The 14,796-nt window shown below is 36.0% G+C and carries 19 protein-coding genes; 15 read left to right on the forward strand and 4 right to left on the reverse strand.

Annotation, left to right across the window (positions count from 1 at the left end; genetic code table 11):
- Positions 1 to 49 precede the first annotated feature (49 nt).
- A complete protein-coding gene (locus tag ACN6MT_RS13840; protein WP_063251244.1) occupies positions 50 to 298 on the reverse strand; it encodes a ferredoxin in 249 nt (82 codons plus the stop codon).
- 235 nt (positions 299 to 533) lie between these two features.
- Between ACN6MT_RS13840 and ACN6MT_RS13845 the strand changes: the two genes are divergently transcribed.
- The 5 genes from ACN6MT_RS13845 to ACN6MT_RS13865 all read left to right on the forward strand — a co-directional run bounded on the left by ACN6MT_RS13845 (position 534) and on the right by ACN6MT_RS13865 (position 4,868).
- Positions 534 to 1,580, forward strand: coding sequence for a helix-turn-helix domain-containing protein (locus tag ACN6MT_RS13845; RefSeq protein WP_419956245.1), 1,047 nt, complete (start codon positions 534 to 536; stop codon positions 1,578 to 1,580).
- The gene (locus ACN6MT_RS13850; protein WP_419956246.1) at positions 1,571 to 3,076 is read left to right on the forward strand and encodes a RecQ family ATP-dependent DNA helicase; all 1,506 of its coding nucleotides are present in this window, start codon (positions 1,571 to 1,573) and stop codon (positions 3,074 to 3,076) included. The genes ACN6MT_RS13845 and ACN6MT_RS13850 overlap by 10 nt, the downstream gene beginning before the upstream one ends.
- The gene (locus ACN6MT_RS13855) at positions 3,076 to 3,684 is read left to right on the forward strand and encodes a CPBP family intramembrane glutamic endopeptidase (RefSeq protein WP_419956247.1); all 609 of its coding nucleotides are present in this window, start codon (positions 3,076 to 3,078) and stop codon (positions 3,682 to 3,684) included. The genes ACN6MT_RS13850 and ACN6MT_RS13855 overlap by 1 nt, the downstream gene beginning before the upstream one ends.
- Positions 3,677 to 4,324, forward strand: a complete 648-nt coding sequence (locus ACN6MT_RS13860; protein WP_419956248.1) for a LysM peptidoglycan-binding domain-containing protein — start codon at positions 3,677 to 3,679, stop codon at positions 4,322 to 4,324. The genes ACN6MT_RS13855 and ACN6MT_RS13860 overlap by 8 nt, the downstream gene beginning before the upstream one ends.
- 88 nt (positions 4,325 to 4,412) lie before the next feature.
- Positions 4,413 to 4,868, forward strand: a complete 456-nt coding sequence (locus ACN6MT_RS13865; RefSeq protein ID WP_419956249.1) for a DUF2663 family protein — start codon at positions 4,413 to 4,415, stop codon at positions 4,866 to 4,868.
- A gap of 33 nt (positions 4,869 to 4,901) precedes the next feature.
- Here the strand turns inward: ACN6MT_RS13865 and ACN6MT_RS13870 are convergent, their stop codons facing one another.
- The 3 genes from ACN6MT_RS13870 to ACN6MT_RS13880 are packed head-to-tail and all read right to left on the reverse strand — an operon-like array spanning position 4,902 to position 5,989.
- Positions 4,902 to 5,471, reverse strand: coding sequence for a manganese catalase family protein (locus ACN6MT_RS13870; RefSeq protein WP_063251238.1), 570 nt, complete (start codon positions 5,469 to 5,471; stop codon positions 4,902 to 4,904).
- A 30-nt stretch (positions 5,472 to 5,501) separates the two neighbouring features.
- Positions 5,502 to 5,762, reverse strand: a complete 261-nt coding sequence (locus tag ACN6MT_RS13875; protein WP_063251237.1) for a spore coat protein CotJB — start codon at positions 5,760 to 5,762, stop codon at positions 5,502 to 5,504.
- On the reverse strand, positions 5,759 to 5,989 hold the full coding sequence (locus ACN6MT_RS13880; RefSeq protein WP_063251236.1) for a spore coat associated protein CotJA: 231 nt from the start codon (positions 5,987 to 5,989) through the stop codon (positions 5,759 to 5,761). Before ACN6MT_RS13880 ends, ACN6MT_RS13875 begins: the two co-directional genes overlap by 4 nt.
- A gap of 139 nt (positions 5,990 to 6,128) precedes the next feature.
- Here ACN6MT_RS13880 and ACN6MT_RS13885 point away from each other — a divergent pair, with 139 nt between their 5' ends.
- The 10 genes from ACN6MT_RS13885 to sleB all read left to right on the forward strand — a co-directional run bounded on the left by ACN6MT_RS13885 (position 6,129) and on the right by sleB (position 14,788).
- Entirely contained in the window at positions 6,129 to 6,761 is a 633-nt protein-coding gene (locus ACN6MT_RS13885; protein ID WP_063251235.1) for an HPP family protein, read from the forward strand.
- Positions 6,762 to 6,818: 57 nt separating this feature from the next.
- Positions 6,819 to 7,061, forward strand: coding sequence for a hypothetical protein (locus tag ACN6MT_RS13890; RefSeq protein ID WP_419956250.1), 243 nt, complete (start codon positions 6,819 to 6,821; stop codon positions 7,059 to 7,061).
- A gap of 71 nt (positions 7,062 to 7,132) precedes the next feature.
- Positions 7,133 to 7,909 (forward strand): metallophosphoesterase, encoded by a 777-nt coding sequence (locus ACN6MT_RS13895; RefSeq protein ID WP_419956251.1) that lies wholly within the window; start codon positions 7,133 to 7,135, stop codon positions 7,907 to 7,909.
- 40 nt (positions 7,910 to 7,949) lie between these two features.
- Complete coding sequence (locus tag ACN6MT_RS13900) at positions 7,950 to 8,861, forward strand: MerR family transcriptional regulator (RefSeq protein WP_419956252.1); 912 nt, start codon at positions 7,950 to 7,952, stop codon at positions 8,859 to 8,861.
- A 71-nt stretch (positions 8,862 to 8,932) separates the two neighbouring features.
- Complete coding sequence (locus ACN6MT_RS13905) at positions 8,933 to 9,514, forward strand: genetic competence negative regulator (RefSeq protein WP_063251232.1); 582 nt, start codon at positions 8,933 to 8,935, stop codon at positions 9,512 to 9,514.
- Between the two features lie 213 nt (positions 9,515 to 9,727).
- Positions 9,728 to 11,005 (forward strand): Glu/Leu/Phe/Val family dehydrogenase, encoded by a 1,278-nt coding sequence (locus ACN6MT_RS13910; protein ID WP_063251231.1) that lies wholly within the window; start codon positions 9,728 to 9,730, stop codon positions 11,003 to 11,005.
- A gap of 87 nt (positions 11,006 to 11,092) precedes the next feature.
- A complete protein-coding gene (locus ACN6MT_RS13915; RefSeq protein WP_419956253.1) occupies positions 11,093 to 12,073 on the forward strand; it encodes a YpdA family putative bacillithiol disulfide reductase in 981 nt (326 codons plus the stop codon).
- Positions 12,070 to 13,026: an asparaginase gene (locus tag ACN6MT_RS13920; RefSeq protein WP_419956254.1), complete on the forward strand. Its 957-nt coding sequence runs from the start codon at positions 12,070 to 12,072 to the stop codon at positions 13,024 to 13,026. The genes ACN6MT_RS13915 and ACN6MT_RS13920 overlap by 4 nt, the downstream gene beginning before the upstream one ends.
- Before the next feature lie 94 nt (positions 13,027 to 13,120).
- On the forward strand, positions 13,121 to 13,810 hold the full coding sequence (prsW, locus tag ACN6MT_RS13925) for a glutamic-type intramembrane protease PrsW (protein ID WP_419956255.1): 690 nt from the start codon (positions 13,121 to 13,123) through the stop codon (positions 13,808 to 13,810).
- 111 nt (positions 13,811 to 13,921) lie between these two features.
- Positions 13,922 to 14,788 carry a spore cortex-lytic enzyme gene (gene sleB / locus ACN6MT_RS13930; protein WP_419956256.1) on the forward strand — a complete coding sequence of 289 codons (867 nt, stop codon included), beginning with the start codon at positions 13,922 to 13,924 and terminating at the stop codon, positions 14,786 to 14,788.
- Positions 14,789 to 14,796 lie beyond the last annotated feature (8 nt).

Raw genomic sequence — 14,796 nt, forward strand, 5'->3', positions numbered from 1 at the left:
GCCTAAGTTAGCGGGGGTAGCAGCTTAACAATCTTTTAATGACAAAATATTATTCGAATTTTGTTGCGTTGCCATCAAATGGTTCATCAGCAACTTTAATTGAATCTGTTGGACAGCCCTCGAAAGCATCCATCATATCATCAATTAAAACATCTGGGATTTCAACAATACCCTCATTATCATCAAGAGTTACGAATGCAATACCCTCATCATCATAATCGTAAATGTCTGGTGCTGCTGCGCCACATGCTCCACATGCAATGCAAGTTTCTTTGTCAACAATCGTATACTTTGCCATGAAAAAAAAACCTCCCAATAAAATAACTTACTATCTTCCATATATTATGGAAACGCATTACTCATTCCTATTGTAAAACTCTACGAGTAACTTTTCAATAGAAAAATGCTCTATAGGTTTTGGATTCCCCCAATCTTCCACAATTTTAAGCAACATCACCCTCAGTTTCATGGTAGAATAAAGGATAGAAAAATAGGTGATTTTGTCGATTCTCAACAAAAAGTGGTGGAATGGAATGAGTAACATTAAAAACATTTTGTTATATTGTTTAAAACAATTAAATGGTGAACGAACAATTTATTCCATCTTTCACCTATTAAATGGAAAGAAGTCGTCGCAAACCCTTCAGGATGCACATTTATTTTCATTAAAAAGGTACTTTCGAATTCTTGAACCATTAACCCGTGATGCTTTTGATGAAATTTTCAACCACTTACTTGAAAAAAAACTGGTGGAAGCTTGTGGGGAACAAAGATTTCTACTTACCTCAGCAGGTGAAGATTATTTATTAAATCATGCACAGCCGTATTATGTGAATGGATGGCGATATCAACCCTTTACTTTAATAGTATGGGAAAGACTCTCGCTGTTAGTACAAGTTACTTCAAATTTTACATTCCAAGAAACAAAATATATCCCAATTCAAAAAAATGTGGAAGTTCATAACTGGCTAAAGGAGTTTCTGAAGTCTACATCTGTACCAAAGGCAGAGCTCGGAAAATCGCTTTTTTTTGAATTAGTGCAAATCCTAGAACACGCAAGGGATGTCAATCCTGAGGTCTTGATATTTCGATTAACAGGATACAAACAAATTGGAAGGACTTCATCCCAAATTGCCAAAGAATTAGAGTTAGATTCAATACAATATCATCTTGAATTTATCAATGCAATTCATTGCTTACTTCATTTTGTTGAAAGTGAACCTGCTCGCTTTAAAGTGTTATCATCGCTGTTTACTAATTTAGACCATAAGGATACCTTAACACTTTCGGCGCGTAAAACCCTGGTACTGTTAAATCAAGGCTTTACCACTGAGGAAATCGCCGGCATTCGGAATTTAAAAATAAGCACGATCGAAGACCATCTAGTGGAATTTGCTTTGAATGTTAAAGATTTTTCAATTAACTCGTTTGTAGATGAAGAAATTCAGCTAATGATTCTAGGAATTTCAAGGCAAGAATCGACTAGGCAGCTTAAGGTAATTAGGAACCATATCAAAACAGCTTCTTACTTTCAAATCAGACTCGTTCTTGCAAAGTATGGTGATAGACAATGGAACTAGAGAATCTTTTGAATAAGCATTTTGGATATAAAACCTTTAAAACGGGGCAGAAGGAAGTGATTTCTTCTCTGTTAGGAGGAAACCACACGATTGCCATGCTTCCGACTGGCACTGGTAAATCCTTATGTTACCAACTCCCCGGTTATTGTTTGGATGGTCAAATTTTAATTATTTCTCCTCTGTTATCTCTTATGCAGGACCAGGTGGAACAATTAATGAAGTTTGGCGAGAAACGGGTCATTGCATTAAACTCGTTTCTTGACGCTGAAAAGAGAGGCTACGTATTACGTAATTTAAAACAATACAAATATATTTTTGTTTCGCCCGAGATGTTAAGCATGCCTATAATAATGAAAAAACTGCAGGCTCTTACTGTTTCATTATTTGTAGTAGATGAAGCACATTGTATTTCACAGTGGGGCTACGACTTTCGCCCGGAATATTCGAAATTAGGGGATTACCGAAAACAATTAGGGAATCCTCTAACCCTTGCTTTAACAGCAACAGCAACCAAAAAAGTAAGAGAGGATATCATTCAATCTCTCGACTTACAGAAATTTACTAAGATTGAATCAACGATTGACCGGCCAAATATTGCTTTTTATATTGAAGAAGTAACTAACTATTATGATAAACAATCAAGACTGATTGAATTAGTTCGAAAGCTTCAGAAACCTGGAATCATTTATTTTTCAAGTAAGAAAATCGCTGAACAAATGGCCTCACTATTAGCGGACAAGGGAATTACGAGAGCTATGGCCTATCATGGAGGCTTAGACCAGGAGCAAAGAATATTAATACAACAACAATTTATTCACGGACAACTCGATATTATTTGTGCAACAAGTGCTTTTGGGATGGGAGTTAATAAGGAAAATATTCGATTTATCGTTCATTATCATATGCCAATGCAAATTGAGTCATACCTGCAGGAGATTGGTCGAGCTGGACGCGATGGTGAGGATAGTGTTGCAATTTTATTATATGCTCGGGGAGACGACCAGCTTCCTATACAGCTGGCAGAAGGCGAATTACCGTCTGAACAGCAAATTGATTGGCTATTCTCATATTTTCCAAAGGAAGAGATACTGATTGACCATTTTCTTGACATGAATCAGCACTTAAGAGAGGATGGGGGATTCTCCGAGGTTCAGTGGAGGATCATTCAAGACTTTATCAAAAAGTCTCTGAAATTCACCAATTTAGAACAAGCAAAACAGCGATTGAAGGACTTTGTTAATGCTAGATTAAAGGTGAAAAAGGACAATATTCATTATCTGAAAAAGTGGATTGAATCCAAGTCGTGTAGAAGAGAATTAATTTTAAATTATTTTGAAGACGAGCTGGTACTAGAAAAAATACAGAATTGCTGCGATGTTTGTGGTATACAGCTAGAACAATACCAGGCAGCTGAAGATTTCCACAGCCATCCTGATAATGCAAAAATGTGGAAGGATTATTTAGCAAATATTCTACTAAATCGTGAGTTGAGGTAATGAAAAATAAATATAATGAACTAATCAAAGGATTAACGGATAGAGAACTTCTCTCCCATCTATATTTGACCCAAATCTTCCTGCTTGTCATTACTTTTGTTTTAGGCATTCTTTTGTTTGACCATTTTTCATATTTGTATACAATTGACTTCTCGGATATAAGAATTTTGTTAATCGGCATTCCTGCCGGTGTAGCTGTTGTCATTGTTGATATTATATTAATGAAATTACTCCCGAAGTCTTTTTACGACGATGGCGGACTGAACGAGAGGATATTTAAAAATCGAAGCGTCATCCACATAGCAGGGATAGCCGCATTGGTAGCATTTAGTGAAGAGTTGCTCTTCCGTGGTGTCATCCAAACCAAGGTTGGACTAATTTTTGCAAGTATTATTTTTGCTATCATACATTATCGTTACCTTTTTAATTGGTTTTTATTTTCTAATATTGTCATTATTAGTTTTTTAATTGGCTTCATTTATGAATGGAGTAACAATTTAGCCATAACGATAATCATGCATTTTACCATTGATTTTTTATTAGGGCTTTATATTAAATATAAAAACACCATAGATGTCGATGGAACAGGAGGATTGCTTCATGAATAAAGAAGAACCTTTTAGAAGCCAGGCAGAACGGCTAAAACGGAGAATTGAAAAAATTAATGAAGAAACAACTGAGGTTCGTGACCAATTACCTCCAAGAGAACAAATTCATAGGGAAAAAAGAAAGAAAACAAAATGGAAAGTAAAATATCCTATCATTCGTATTTTAGTATTATTTTTTATTCTTCTTCCAATCGTTATTTTTAGTGCATACTCGTATCTTGAGGAGGGAAAAGGCAGCAAAACTGAGAAAGTTACTGGTGACTCTTCTGGATATGAAGTGATTAACTTTGAAAAAACTGAAACTGAAAGTACTGTTGAAACAAAGGAAAAGGAAAATGAAAATACTCCAGTGGAGGAGGAGCAAGAGGCCGTTGAAGTTCAAAAATCTATCAGTGAAGATACTTCAATAGCAACTCCAGCTCCTGAACCAACAACGATTAGTGGGCAAGGCACAGATAAAAATGTTGAACCAGCTCCTCAAGTGATTTATCATACGGTTAAACCGGGAGAAAATCTATATCGGATTTCATTGAAATATTACCATTCAAAAGCTGGGGAGGATATTATCCGAAAGGCCAATAACATTTCTAGTAATGAAATTTATTTAGGTCAGGTTTTAAAAATTCCATTAAACAAGTAGCCGATCATGTTTGATCGGTTTTTTTTATTTAATTCTTTCATAATTTATCGGACAAGTTCATATTTATGTTACTGAGGTGGTTGATAGTATGGATAAACCAATTTGTTCACTTGAACATACTGATGAGGCAACAAAACAAATGCTAGAAAACGTACGTAAAAGGAAAATAAAGTTTGATACAGCCAAAAGATGGCACTATTTAACAATCTATTCTATGCTGTTATTTGCTCTTTTATTTTTTAGTTATTTTTATTTTAATATTGCAAAACAATACTCTTATTCTTTCTTTGCAATGTTTTCTGCCTCTGTAAGTGATGCTATAAATATTGGTTTGTTTGCCATTACAGCAATTCTATATGGAGCAATGAATGTCCTAAGACAGCAGAAGGATAAAAAGGAGAAGGAATACCAAGAATTAAGGTGTGAAATAGTAAATCGAAGTAAGGATCTTTGGAAGAAAGAAGAACATTGGAAAAATCGCCATATTGATTTTGAGGTAATGAAAAATATATATGACATTAATCTTTATCACGAAAAAAAATAAGAAGCAGTATTAAACTGCTTCTATAGTCCGATATTAAAAGAACTTCTTCTTACCCTGTTCTTCCTTTAATATTTCTACTGCTTCCATGAAGCGTTGCGAATGAATAATTTCGCGTTCACGTAGAAACCGTAACCCATCATTTAAATCTGGATCATCGCTCAGATTAATAATCCATTGATAAGTAGCTCTTGCCTTTTCTTCAGCCGCAATATCCTCGTAGAGATCAGCAATGGGGTCACCTTTAGCTTGTATATAAGTTGCTGTCCACGGTACCCCAGAGGAATTTTCATAATATAAGGCGTTATCATGAATAGCATAGTGATCTCCTAAACCGGCTGCTTTCATCATTTCTGGAGTGGCATCCTTTGTGAGTTTATAAATCATTGTAGCAATCATTTCCAGATGCGCGAATTCCTCTGTGCCGATATCCGTTAATAATCCAATTACTTTATCAGGTATAGAATATCTTTGATTTAGATATCGTAATGCCGCTGAAAGTTCGCCATCAGCACCGCCATATTGTTCAACTAAATATTTTGCCAATGTAGGATTACAAGTACTCACCCGAACTGGGTATTGAAGCTTCTTTTCGTATATCCACATGTACAATATTCCCTCCCTGAGTTTTTATATTTAGACTTGCCATGGCCATGGTGGTTCGTTCCAATTCCATGGGTGTCCAGAATAACTGTGCCCATATTGCATGAGTGGTCCAAATTGGCTTTCAAATGCCTTTTTTACGGTCTTTCTTTCTTTAACATAATGATTGAATTGCTTAATAGCTTCAAGATCATCAGGGTGTGTATCTAAATATAAGGTTAATTCAACTAAGACAAAGTCAACCGCTTGTAACTGCTCCATGATTTGATAATATTCTGGCGGGATTTGTTTCATCTAGGGTTTCCCCCTTTGGCTAACTCAAATGGGTTGAAGTAGGGATCGTAAAAAGCTTTCCACAGTGTTCCTGCCCTTAGTGCTTCCTGTGGTGAGAATTGAGGCAAATTTGGCGGCTGGAATCCGATATATAGATTCGGCGGAGTAGAAAAAGTTTTTTCTAGAATCGGCTTGCAGGGGTCAAATGGACTAGCAATAGGGTGCCAAGTTTTATATAGTGTAAACATAGTAGCCCTCCCTTGATTAATATCATTAATAAATATGAAAAATCTCTAGATTCATGACATAATATTGAAATAAAAAGGATATTCCCAATGTTTTGTTGAAGTATAAATAGGAAGGATAATTACATAGAGGTGATGGATAGTGTTTGTAAAAAATATGATGATTCCAAATCATGCCTGTGTGACGGTACAAGAAGACACAACATTGGCTGTTGCATTAGAACAATTAGAGAAAAATGAAATTGATGGAGTTCCAGTTTTACAAGGAGAAAAGTATATAGGGGTAGCAACACGTTACAAGATTTATGAGAGCTACTTTCATTCCGGCAAATCCAAAGAAGAGTATATAAATACCATCACAGTTAAAGATGTTGCAACCCATCAGGAAAAGTTTTTAGTGGGCGAAGAAGTTTTTGAAAAAACACTTCTAGATTTAAAGGATTTTCCATTATTAGCGGTGGTTGACTCAAACCGTAAATTCCTAGGGGTTGTGACACGGTCAGATGTACTATCCACTTTTCAGAGCGCTTTCGGTGTAAACCGTCCAGGGGTACGGATTGCCTTTACCTCGGTAGAAACAGAAGGTCGAATTGCTAGGCTTTCTGAAATTGCCCATCACTTCCATGAACATATTATTTCACTTGTAACGTTTGATGAGACTGATAAATTAGTTCGAAGAATTGTTATGAAGGTTGAAAAGAAAGATAATATCGATCGCTTTACAAAGAAACTGGAAGAACAAGGTTTCCGGATCTTAAGTATACAGGAAGATTAGTTAATCGAATTGGAAAGAAATTAATTCCTTCTCATACAATCTATGGGAGGGATTTTTGTGTTGAAGTTAATCTGGCGGATGTTTTTTATTTTTCTATGCGGGTATTTATTTATTGAATGGTTTCCAATTACTTATCCATTTCATATTTCTGATATTTTGGTCGGACCGATTATTTATCCATTGGAATTTTTTGCTGCCTTATTCGCTTTTTTCTTCGGATTAGTTGTAAGTGTACAACAAATTCAAGAGATTCTGAAACTTATAAAGAAGGGATTAAAGAAAAAAAGGAGCAAGCTTTAGTTGTTTTTAGTTTTAGTTTTCTTTATGGTATGATTTCCGTAGGACACCTTAGAAGGGAAAAGGGGAATTGAATGAATATTATTTTTGTTTTTGTTTTACTTTTAATTCTGGGAATAGCTTTAATCTTATATATGGCTAAAGAAGCATTCCTCAATCATGTGGTACACCATGAAATGACCTTTGAAGACTTTCCAGAGTCATTCGGAGCGGTATCAATATTTTTTATCTCTGATATACATAAGCGCCTCATTTCAGATGACATTATCAATTCAGTAAAAGGAAAAACTGATATTGTAATAATTGGCGGGGATTTAACGGAGAAGAAGGTTCCTTTTCCAAGGGTTAAGAAAAATCTAGAGAAATTGAAACAGGTAGGTCCTGTATATTTTGTATGGGGCAATAATGATTATGAAACTGACTTTCGTAAATTAGATGCCATACTCTTGGATTATGGAATAAAAGTTTTAGATAATACTTCAGCTATCTTTGAATCTAAAAATGGTGATAAACTATCTTTGCTTGGTGTGGATGAACTAGGTCAAGGGAGAGACAGATTGGACTTGGCGTTGTTAGACGCGGAGAATAACAGCTTTAAAATATTGGCAAGTCACTACCCGGATATCACAGATAAAATATTGCCAGAACATAATATTCGTCTTGTGCTAAGTGGTCATACTCATGGTGGACAAATACATATTTTGGGTTACAGCCCATTTGAAAAAGGGAAAGTAGAAAAATTAGATAATACTACTATTTTAATTAGTAATGGGTATGGTACGACAGGGGTCCCGTTAAGGTTAGGGGCACCTGCACAGTGTCATTTGATCACAATCAAAAAAGGTAGTTAATTTTTTCAAGAATGGTTTGTTAAATGTCGGAGGAATCAGGATGGACGACCAAGAAGGTAAATATAATATTAAAGCGGCTGCATTAATGTTGGGGATTCAGCCAGGAACGCTAAGAGCGTGGGAAAGAAGATATCAAATGATTGCTCCAGTTCGAAATGAAGCTGGCCATCGATTATATACAGAAGAGCATATCAAAATACTTCAGTGGTTAATAAAGAAGGTTAATCAGGGATTTACTATTAGTCAGGCCGTCTCTTTATTGGGGCACAATCAATCGCTGATGGATTCAGAAGCATTAACCCTTAAACAGGGAAATCCACTAATCAATTTAACAGACTCTCTTTATGAAGCCTTAACTCACTTTGAGCATGAGCGGATAGCCGAAATTATTAATAATATGTTTAGTATCTTTACAATGGAAAAAGTAATTATTGATATCTTTGGTCAGATTTTAAAGAAAATAGAGGATTCTTTTGTCTCAGGGAAAATAATACCTGCACAAAAGTATTTTTCCTCTTCGCTTATAAAAGCTAGAATTACGATGATTATTAACAGCTTTCCTATTAATGTACATCATAATAAAGCTATTTGTATAAACTGGGCTGAGGATCAGGATAATACTGATCTGCTATTGTTTACTTTTTATTTACAAAAACGTGGTGTTCAAGTTATAAATATAGGTAAAATTTATTCAGAAGGTGAGCATAATCAAATAATGGATATGATTCATCCAGATTTAATCATCATCTTCTGTGAAGTCCAAGAAGAGTTAACAGAAGTACTTTCATTGGTTAAACACCTATCGTTGAAACATAGGGATATTACGATTGGACTTGGAGGTAAGGCTATAACCGCCATAAAACCATCTGAAAAAGGTCAATACGCATCCTTTATTTTTGGACAAACAAGGAATGAATGGGAAATGTGGCTTTTGGAAAGGATGGTATTTTAGACAAAGCACCAACCAAAGCCATTGACATACACTAGGGATAAGAGTTATGTCACGGCAGGGGGCAAAAGAGCATGCGCTTAGAACGCTTAACAGTCAATAAGATAAAAATTTTTTTAACCTCTGATGATTTACTGGAAAGGGGACTTTCCAAAGATGATATTTGGAAAGATTCTATAAAATGGCATCAACTTTTTCACGACATGCTGGAGGAGGCAAGTGAAGAATTTGATGTTGAGATACAGGGTTCTGTTGCAGTTGAGATTTTTTCCTTGCAGGCTCAGGGGATGATTATGATCATAACCGTCGACGATTATATTGAAGATGAAGAAGTCTTGTTTGATGGCTTTGTAGAGATGCAAGTAAGGGTTGAGGGTTGTGAAAACCTACTGTATCAATTCGAAAGTATTGAAGATATTATCGCACTTTCTCATAGGCTATTTGCATTAAAAGTATGTGGTGGAAGTTTATATTCTTATAACAATCGATATTACTTAAATATGAATAACATTGATTCATCTATAATTGAGAAAATTGCAGCATTTTTATCTGAGTACGGTAATCCATCCATTCTAAGCACACACTTACTTGAAGAATATGGGAAACGAATTGTTGAAGGTAAAGCGGTGGAAACGATTCAAAAATATTTTAAATAGATTTCTGATGCTTTGAGGAAATGTAAATAGGAGTCCGCCGCTCCTTTTTCTTTTAGTAAAAACCCCAGTATATCTAAATGGAAGCGGTTACAAACAATAGATCGAAAATAGTCAATAGTGAATTTTTAATCTTGCATAAATCATTTAAACGTGTATACTTGTGTCTGAAAGCGACAACATTTGTTAAAGTGATTTTTCTAGGAGGTTTACAGGATGTCAGCCGAAAAAGGTAATGAAAAAACTAATCAAGAGGAAGAAAATAATGTATTAACTTCAACACAGACTGTTATACATAAAGCTCTTGAAAAGTTAGGTTATCCTGAAGAAGTATATGAGCTTTTAAAAGAGCCCTTACGTATGATGACAGTGAAAATTCCAATAAGAATGGATGACGGTTCAATTAAGATATTTACCGGCTACCGAGCGCAGCACAACGACGCAGTCGGTCCGACAAAGGGTGGGATTAGGTTTCATCCAAATGTTTCGGAGACAGAGGTAAAGGCCCTTTCCATTTGGATGAGCTTGAAATGTGGTATTGTTGACCTGCCATATGGCGGTGGAAAAGGCGGAATTATTTGTGACCCGCGTGATATGTCATTTAGAGAACTTGAAAGATTAAGTCGTGGATATGTACGAGCCATAAGTCAAATCGTAGGTCCTACAAAAGATATTCCTGCACCAGATGTTTTTACAAATTCCCAAATTATGGCTTGGATGATGGATGAGTATAGCCGTATTGATGAATTTAACTCTCCGGGATTTATTACTGGTAAGCCTCTGGTTCTAGGGGGCTCACATGGGCGTGAATCTGCTACTGCAAAGGGTGTAACCATTTGTATCCGTGAGGCAGCTAAAAGAAAGGGAATCCAAATTGAAGGTGCACGGGTGGTAGTTCAAGGCTTCGGTAATGCGGGAAGCTATTTGTCAAAATTTATGCATGATGCAGGAGCGAAGGTTGTAGGTATTTCCGATGCTTATGGTGCTTTATATGATCCTGAGGGGCTTGATATTGACTATCTTTTAGACCGTCGTGATAGTTTTGGTACTGTTACAAAGTTATTTAATAACACAATCTCGAATAAGGAACTGTTAGAACTTGATTGTGATATTCTTGTACCTGCTGCCATAGAAAATCAAATTACAGCTGATAATGCACATAATATTCGTGCTGGAATCGTTGTAGAGGCTGCTAATGGACCAACAACACTTGAGGCAACTGAGATACTAACCGAACGTGGTGTGTTACTGGTTCCGGATGTACTTGCTTCTGCTGGAGGCGTAACTGTTTCCTATTTTGAATGGGTACAGAATAACCAAGGTTATTACTGGTCTGAGGAAGAAGTGGAAGAAAAACTCGAAAAAGTAATGGTGAAATCATTTAATAATATTTATGAAACAGCCCAAACTCGACGTGTAGATATGCGCTTGGCCGCATACATGGTTGGTGTTCGTAAAATGGCCGAAGCAAGCCGTTTTAGAGGATGGATTTAAAAACATTACGTATTGAAACATATTGGAAAAACTCCTATCATATGACGGTAGGAGTTTTTTGTGGAATAATAAATTGAGGTGATCGTTTTGCAAATAGAAGATATTATTATAGTCGGTGGTGGACCATGCGGCTTAGCTGCAGCCATTGCCTTTAAAGAAATAGGGCTTAATCCGCTTATTATTGAAAAAGGAAATGTTGTAAATGCAATCTACCATTATCCGACACATCAAACGTTTTTTAGTACAAGTGAAAAATTGGAAATCGGAGAAGTCCCATTTATTACTGAAAGTTATAAACCTAAAAGAAATCAAGCGCTTGTATACTACCGGGATGTTGTAAAAAGGAAAAAACTGCGTATCAATTCTTTTGAAAAAGTTTCAAGTGTTTTTAAAGAAGGAGAACAATTTCAAGTAATATCGGATAGACAAATGTATCAATCTCGATTTGTTGTGATTGCTACAGGATACTATGACCACCCAAACTATATGAATATTCCTGGGGAAGATTTGCCGAAGGTATCTCATTATTTTAAAGAAGCACATCCATATTTTGATAAGGATGTCTGTGTAATCGGCGGAAAAAATTCTAGTGTAGACGCAGCGATTGAGCTCGTAAAAGCAGGTGCAAGAGTAACTGTTTTATATCGCGGAAAAGAATATTCCTCTAGTATCAAGCCATGGATACTCCCGGAATTTGAAGCATTAGTACGAAGCGGTATCCTTACAATGGAGTTTGATTCTCATATCATAAAAATAACGGAAGATCAGGTGCGATATAAAAAAGATGGAGAAGAAAAGTCAATATACAATGAATTTGTTTTTGCAATGACTGGATACAGACCAGATCACCAATTCCTAAAAAAGATGGGAATATTAATTGATGAGGAATCCGGTAGACCATTATTTAATCCTGACACAATGGAAACAAACGTTGAAGGGATTTTTATCGCAGGAGTCATCGCTGCTGGTAATAACGCAAACGAAATATTTATTGAAAATGGCAGGTTCCATGGTGGACTTATTGCACAATCAATCAAAGAAAGAGTAATGAAAGGGTGGAAAAAATGAAAAAGGTTGTTTTGTTAACCACTGGAGGAACGATTGCCAGTAAAACGAATAAGGAATCCGGGAAATTAGCTTCAGGTGAGTTAACAGGCGAAGAACTGGCAGCAATGTGTAATCTTCCAAATGATATCGAAGTTATAATCGAATCTGTATTTCAAAAGGCAAGTATACATATTACATTTGATGACCTAGTCCTCTTAAAGAATAAAATCGAAAAATATTATGAGGATGATACCGTTTCTGGAGTCGTGGTAACACATGGCACCGATACTCTTGAAGAAACAGCGTACTTTCTTGATTTAACTATAAAAGATTCAAGACCTGTGGTTATAACTGGATCTCAACGTTCCCCGGAGGAATTAGGAAGCGATGTTTATATAAACTTAAGACATGCTATATACTCTGCCTGTTCAGAGGACTTGTTAAATGCGGGTGCTGTTGTCGTGTTTAATGAACGTATCTTTGCTGCAAGGTATGTAAAGAAAGAACATGCCTCTAATATTCAAGGTTTTAACGTATTTGGGTTTGGCTATCTAGGAATCATCGATAATGATGTTGTTCAAATCTTTCAAAAGCCAATAAAGCGTGAATACTTTGCCATCCAATCACCAGTACCACAAGTAGATATCATAAAATGTTATATTGGTGCTGATGGAAAATTTATTAGAGCTGCGAGAGAATCCGGGGTAAAAGGAATTATCCTTGAAGGTGTTGGACGAGGTCAAGTAGCACCTCAAATGATGGAGGAAATAGAAAAATCACTTTCCGAAGGCATTGCCTTAGTGGTCACAACTAGCGCGGAAGAAGGTTCTGTTTATACAACTTATGATTATAAAGGAAGTGCATATGACCTTTATAATAAGGGAGTCATCCTCGGAAGTGATAATGATTCCAAAAAGGCTAGAATTAAATTAGCAGTGGCACTTGCTAGTGGACTAGAAAAAATAAATTTTTAATCGGCCATTCATAAATGGATTTAATCTTTCATTTAATTAATGACAATATCATGTTAGGATTAAAGTAACGAATTGATTGAAATGAGGATTAACCATGCTGGGAATTTTATCAGCCGGTATTGCCCCCGGACTGGCCCTATTAAGTTACTTTTATTTAAAAGATGAATATGAGTCAGAACCTATAACCGTAGTTTTAAGAACCTTTATGTTTGGTGTTCTGCTAGTGTTTCCAATCATGTTTATTCAGCATGTACTTCATACAGAGAATATAATCAAATCTGGTTTTATTGAAGCATTCCTTTCCTCAAGCCTTCTAGAGGAATTTTTCAAATGGTTTATCCTTTTTTATGCTATTTACCAGCATGTGGATTTTGATGAGCCATTCGATGGAATTGTCTATGGTGTGGCAGTATCGCTTGGTTTTGCCACCGTCGAAAATATTTTTTATTTAATTGCTAATGGAATTGAACATGCGATGGCGAGGGCGCTTCTACCTGTTTCCAGCCATGCTCTATTTGGAGTCATTATGGGATTTTACATCGGTAAAGCAAAATTCACAGAGGGAAAAAAGGCAAAATGGGTAGTTATCTCCTTACTTTTTCCATTCATACTTCATGGATTTTATGATTATATATTAATTTCACAAGAAAACTGGTTATATATTATTTTACCTTTTATGATTTTTCTTTGGTGGTTTGGTTTAAGGAAGGTTAAGCTTGCGAGAATTTTAACAACTAACCATAAGAAAAAACAATATTCAGCTCAAAATTCCTTTCATTCCTAATGAAGAATTCTCTTCATTCTAAATGAAGGGAATTTTTTTTGAATAAATTTGCCATTATGACAAAAAATAGGCTTACATCTAAAAAGATTTACAACTGGGGGTTACATTACCATGAAGAAGAAAATCGTAACATTGACTATTCCACTCTTAATCTCCCTTTGTATAATGCCATTTACGTTTCTAGAGAACAACAGGGCATTTGCATTCTCTAATCAGGTTATCCAGCAAGGTGCGGTTGGAGATGATGTCATTGAGCTTCAATCTAGACTTCAGTATTTGGGATTTTACAATAAGAAAATTGATGGAGTGTTCGGTTGGAGCACTTATTGGGCATTAAGGAATTTTCAATATGAGTTCGGGTTACCTATCGATGGCCTAGCAGGAACGGAAACAAAAGCAAAATTGGTCAAAGCAAGTAAATATAATAAACAGTTTGTGAAGGAACAAATCAATAAAGGAAATAAATTTACACATTACGGTGGAGTAGATCAAAATAAGCAGAGTGCACCACAGTCAAAAGCACCAGCTAAAGCTCCTGCCAAAGCACCTAGTCCAAAACCGGCTGCACCTGCTCCAAAAGCTGCACCAACTAAACCAACTGCGGCTAATACTCCAGGTGGATTCTCAAGTAATGATATTCAATTGATGGCTAATGCTGTATATGGAGAATCAAGGGGTGAACCATATACAGGTCAAGTGGCAGTAGCAGCTGTTATTCTAAATAGAGTCAATAGCGCTTCCTTTCCAAACACAGTGTCAGGAGTTATTTTCGAACCTGGTGCCTTTACGGCTGTTGCCGATGGACAAATTTGGCTTACCCCGAATGCAACAGCTAAAAAAGCAGTTTTGGACGCCATTAATGGCATTGATCCAACTGGCGAAGCACTTTATTATTTTAATCCGGCAACAGCTACAAGCAAGTGGATTTGGTCAAGACCACAAATCAAACGAATTGGGAAACATATTTTTTGCGAATAGAGGGGTGA

Source organism: Neobacillus niacini (genome assembly GCF_048572935.1).
GTDB lineage: Bacteria > Bacillota > Bacilli > Bacillales > Cytobacillaceae > Neobacillus > Neobacillus niacini.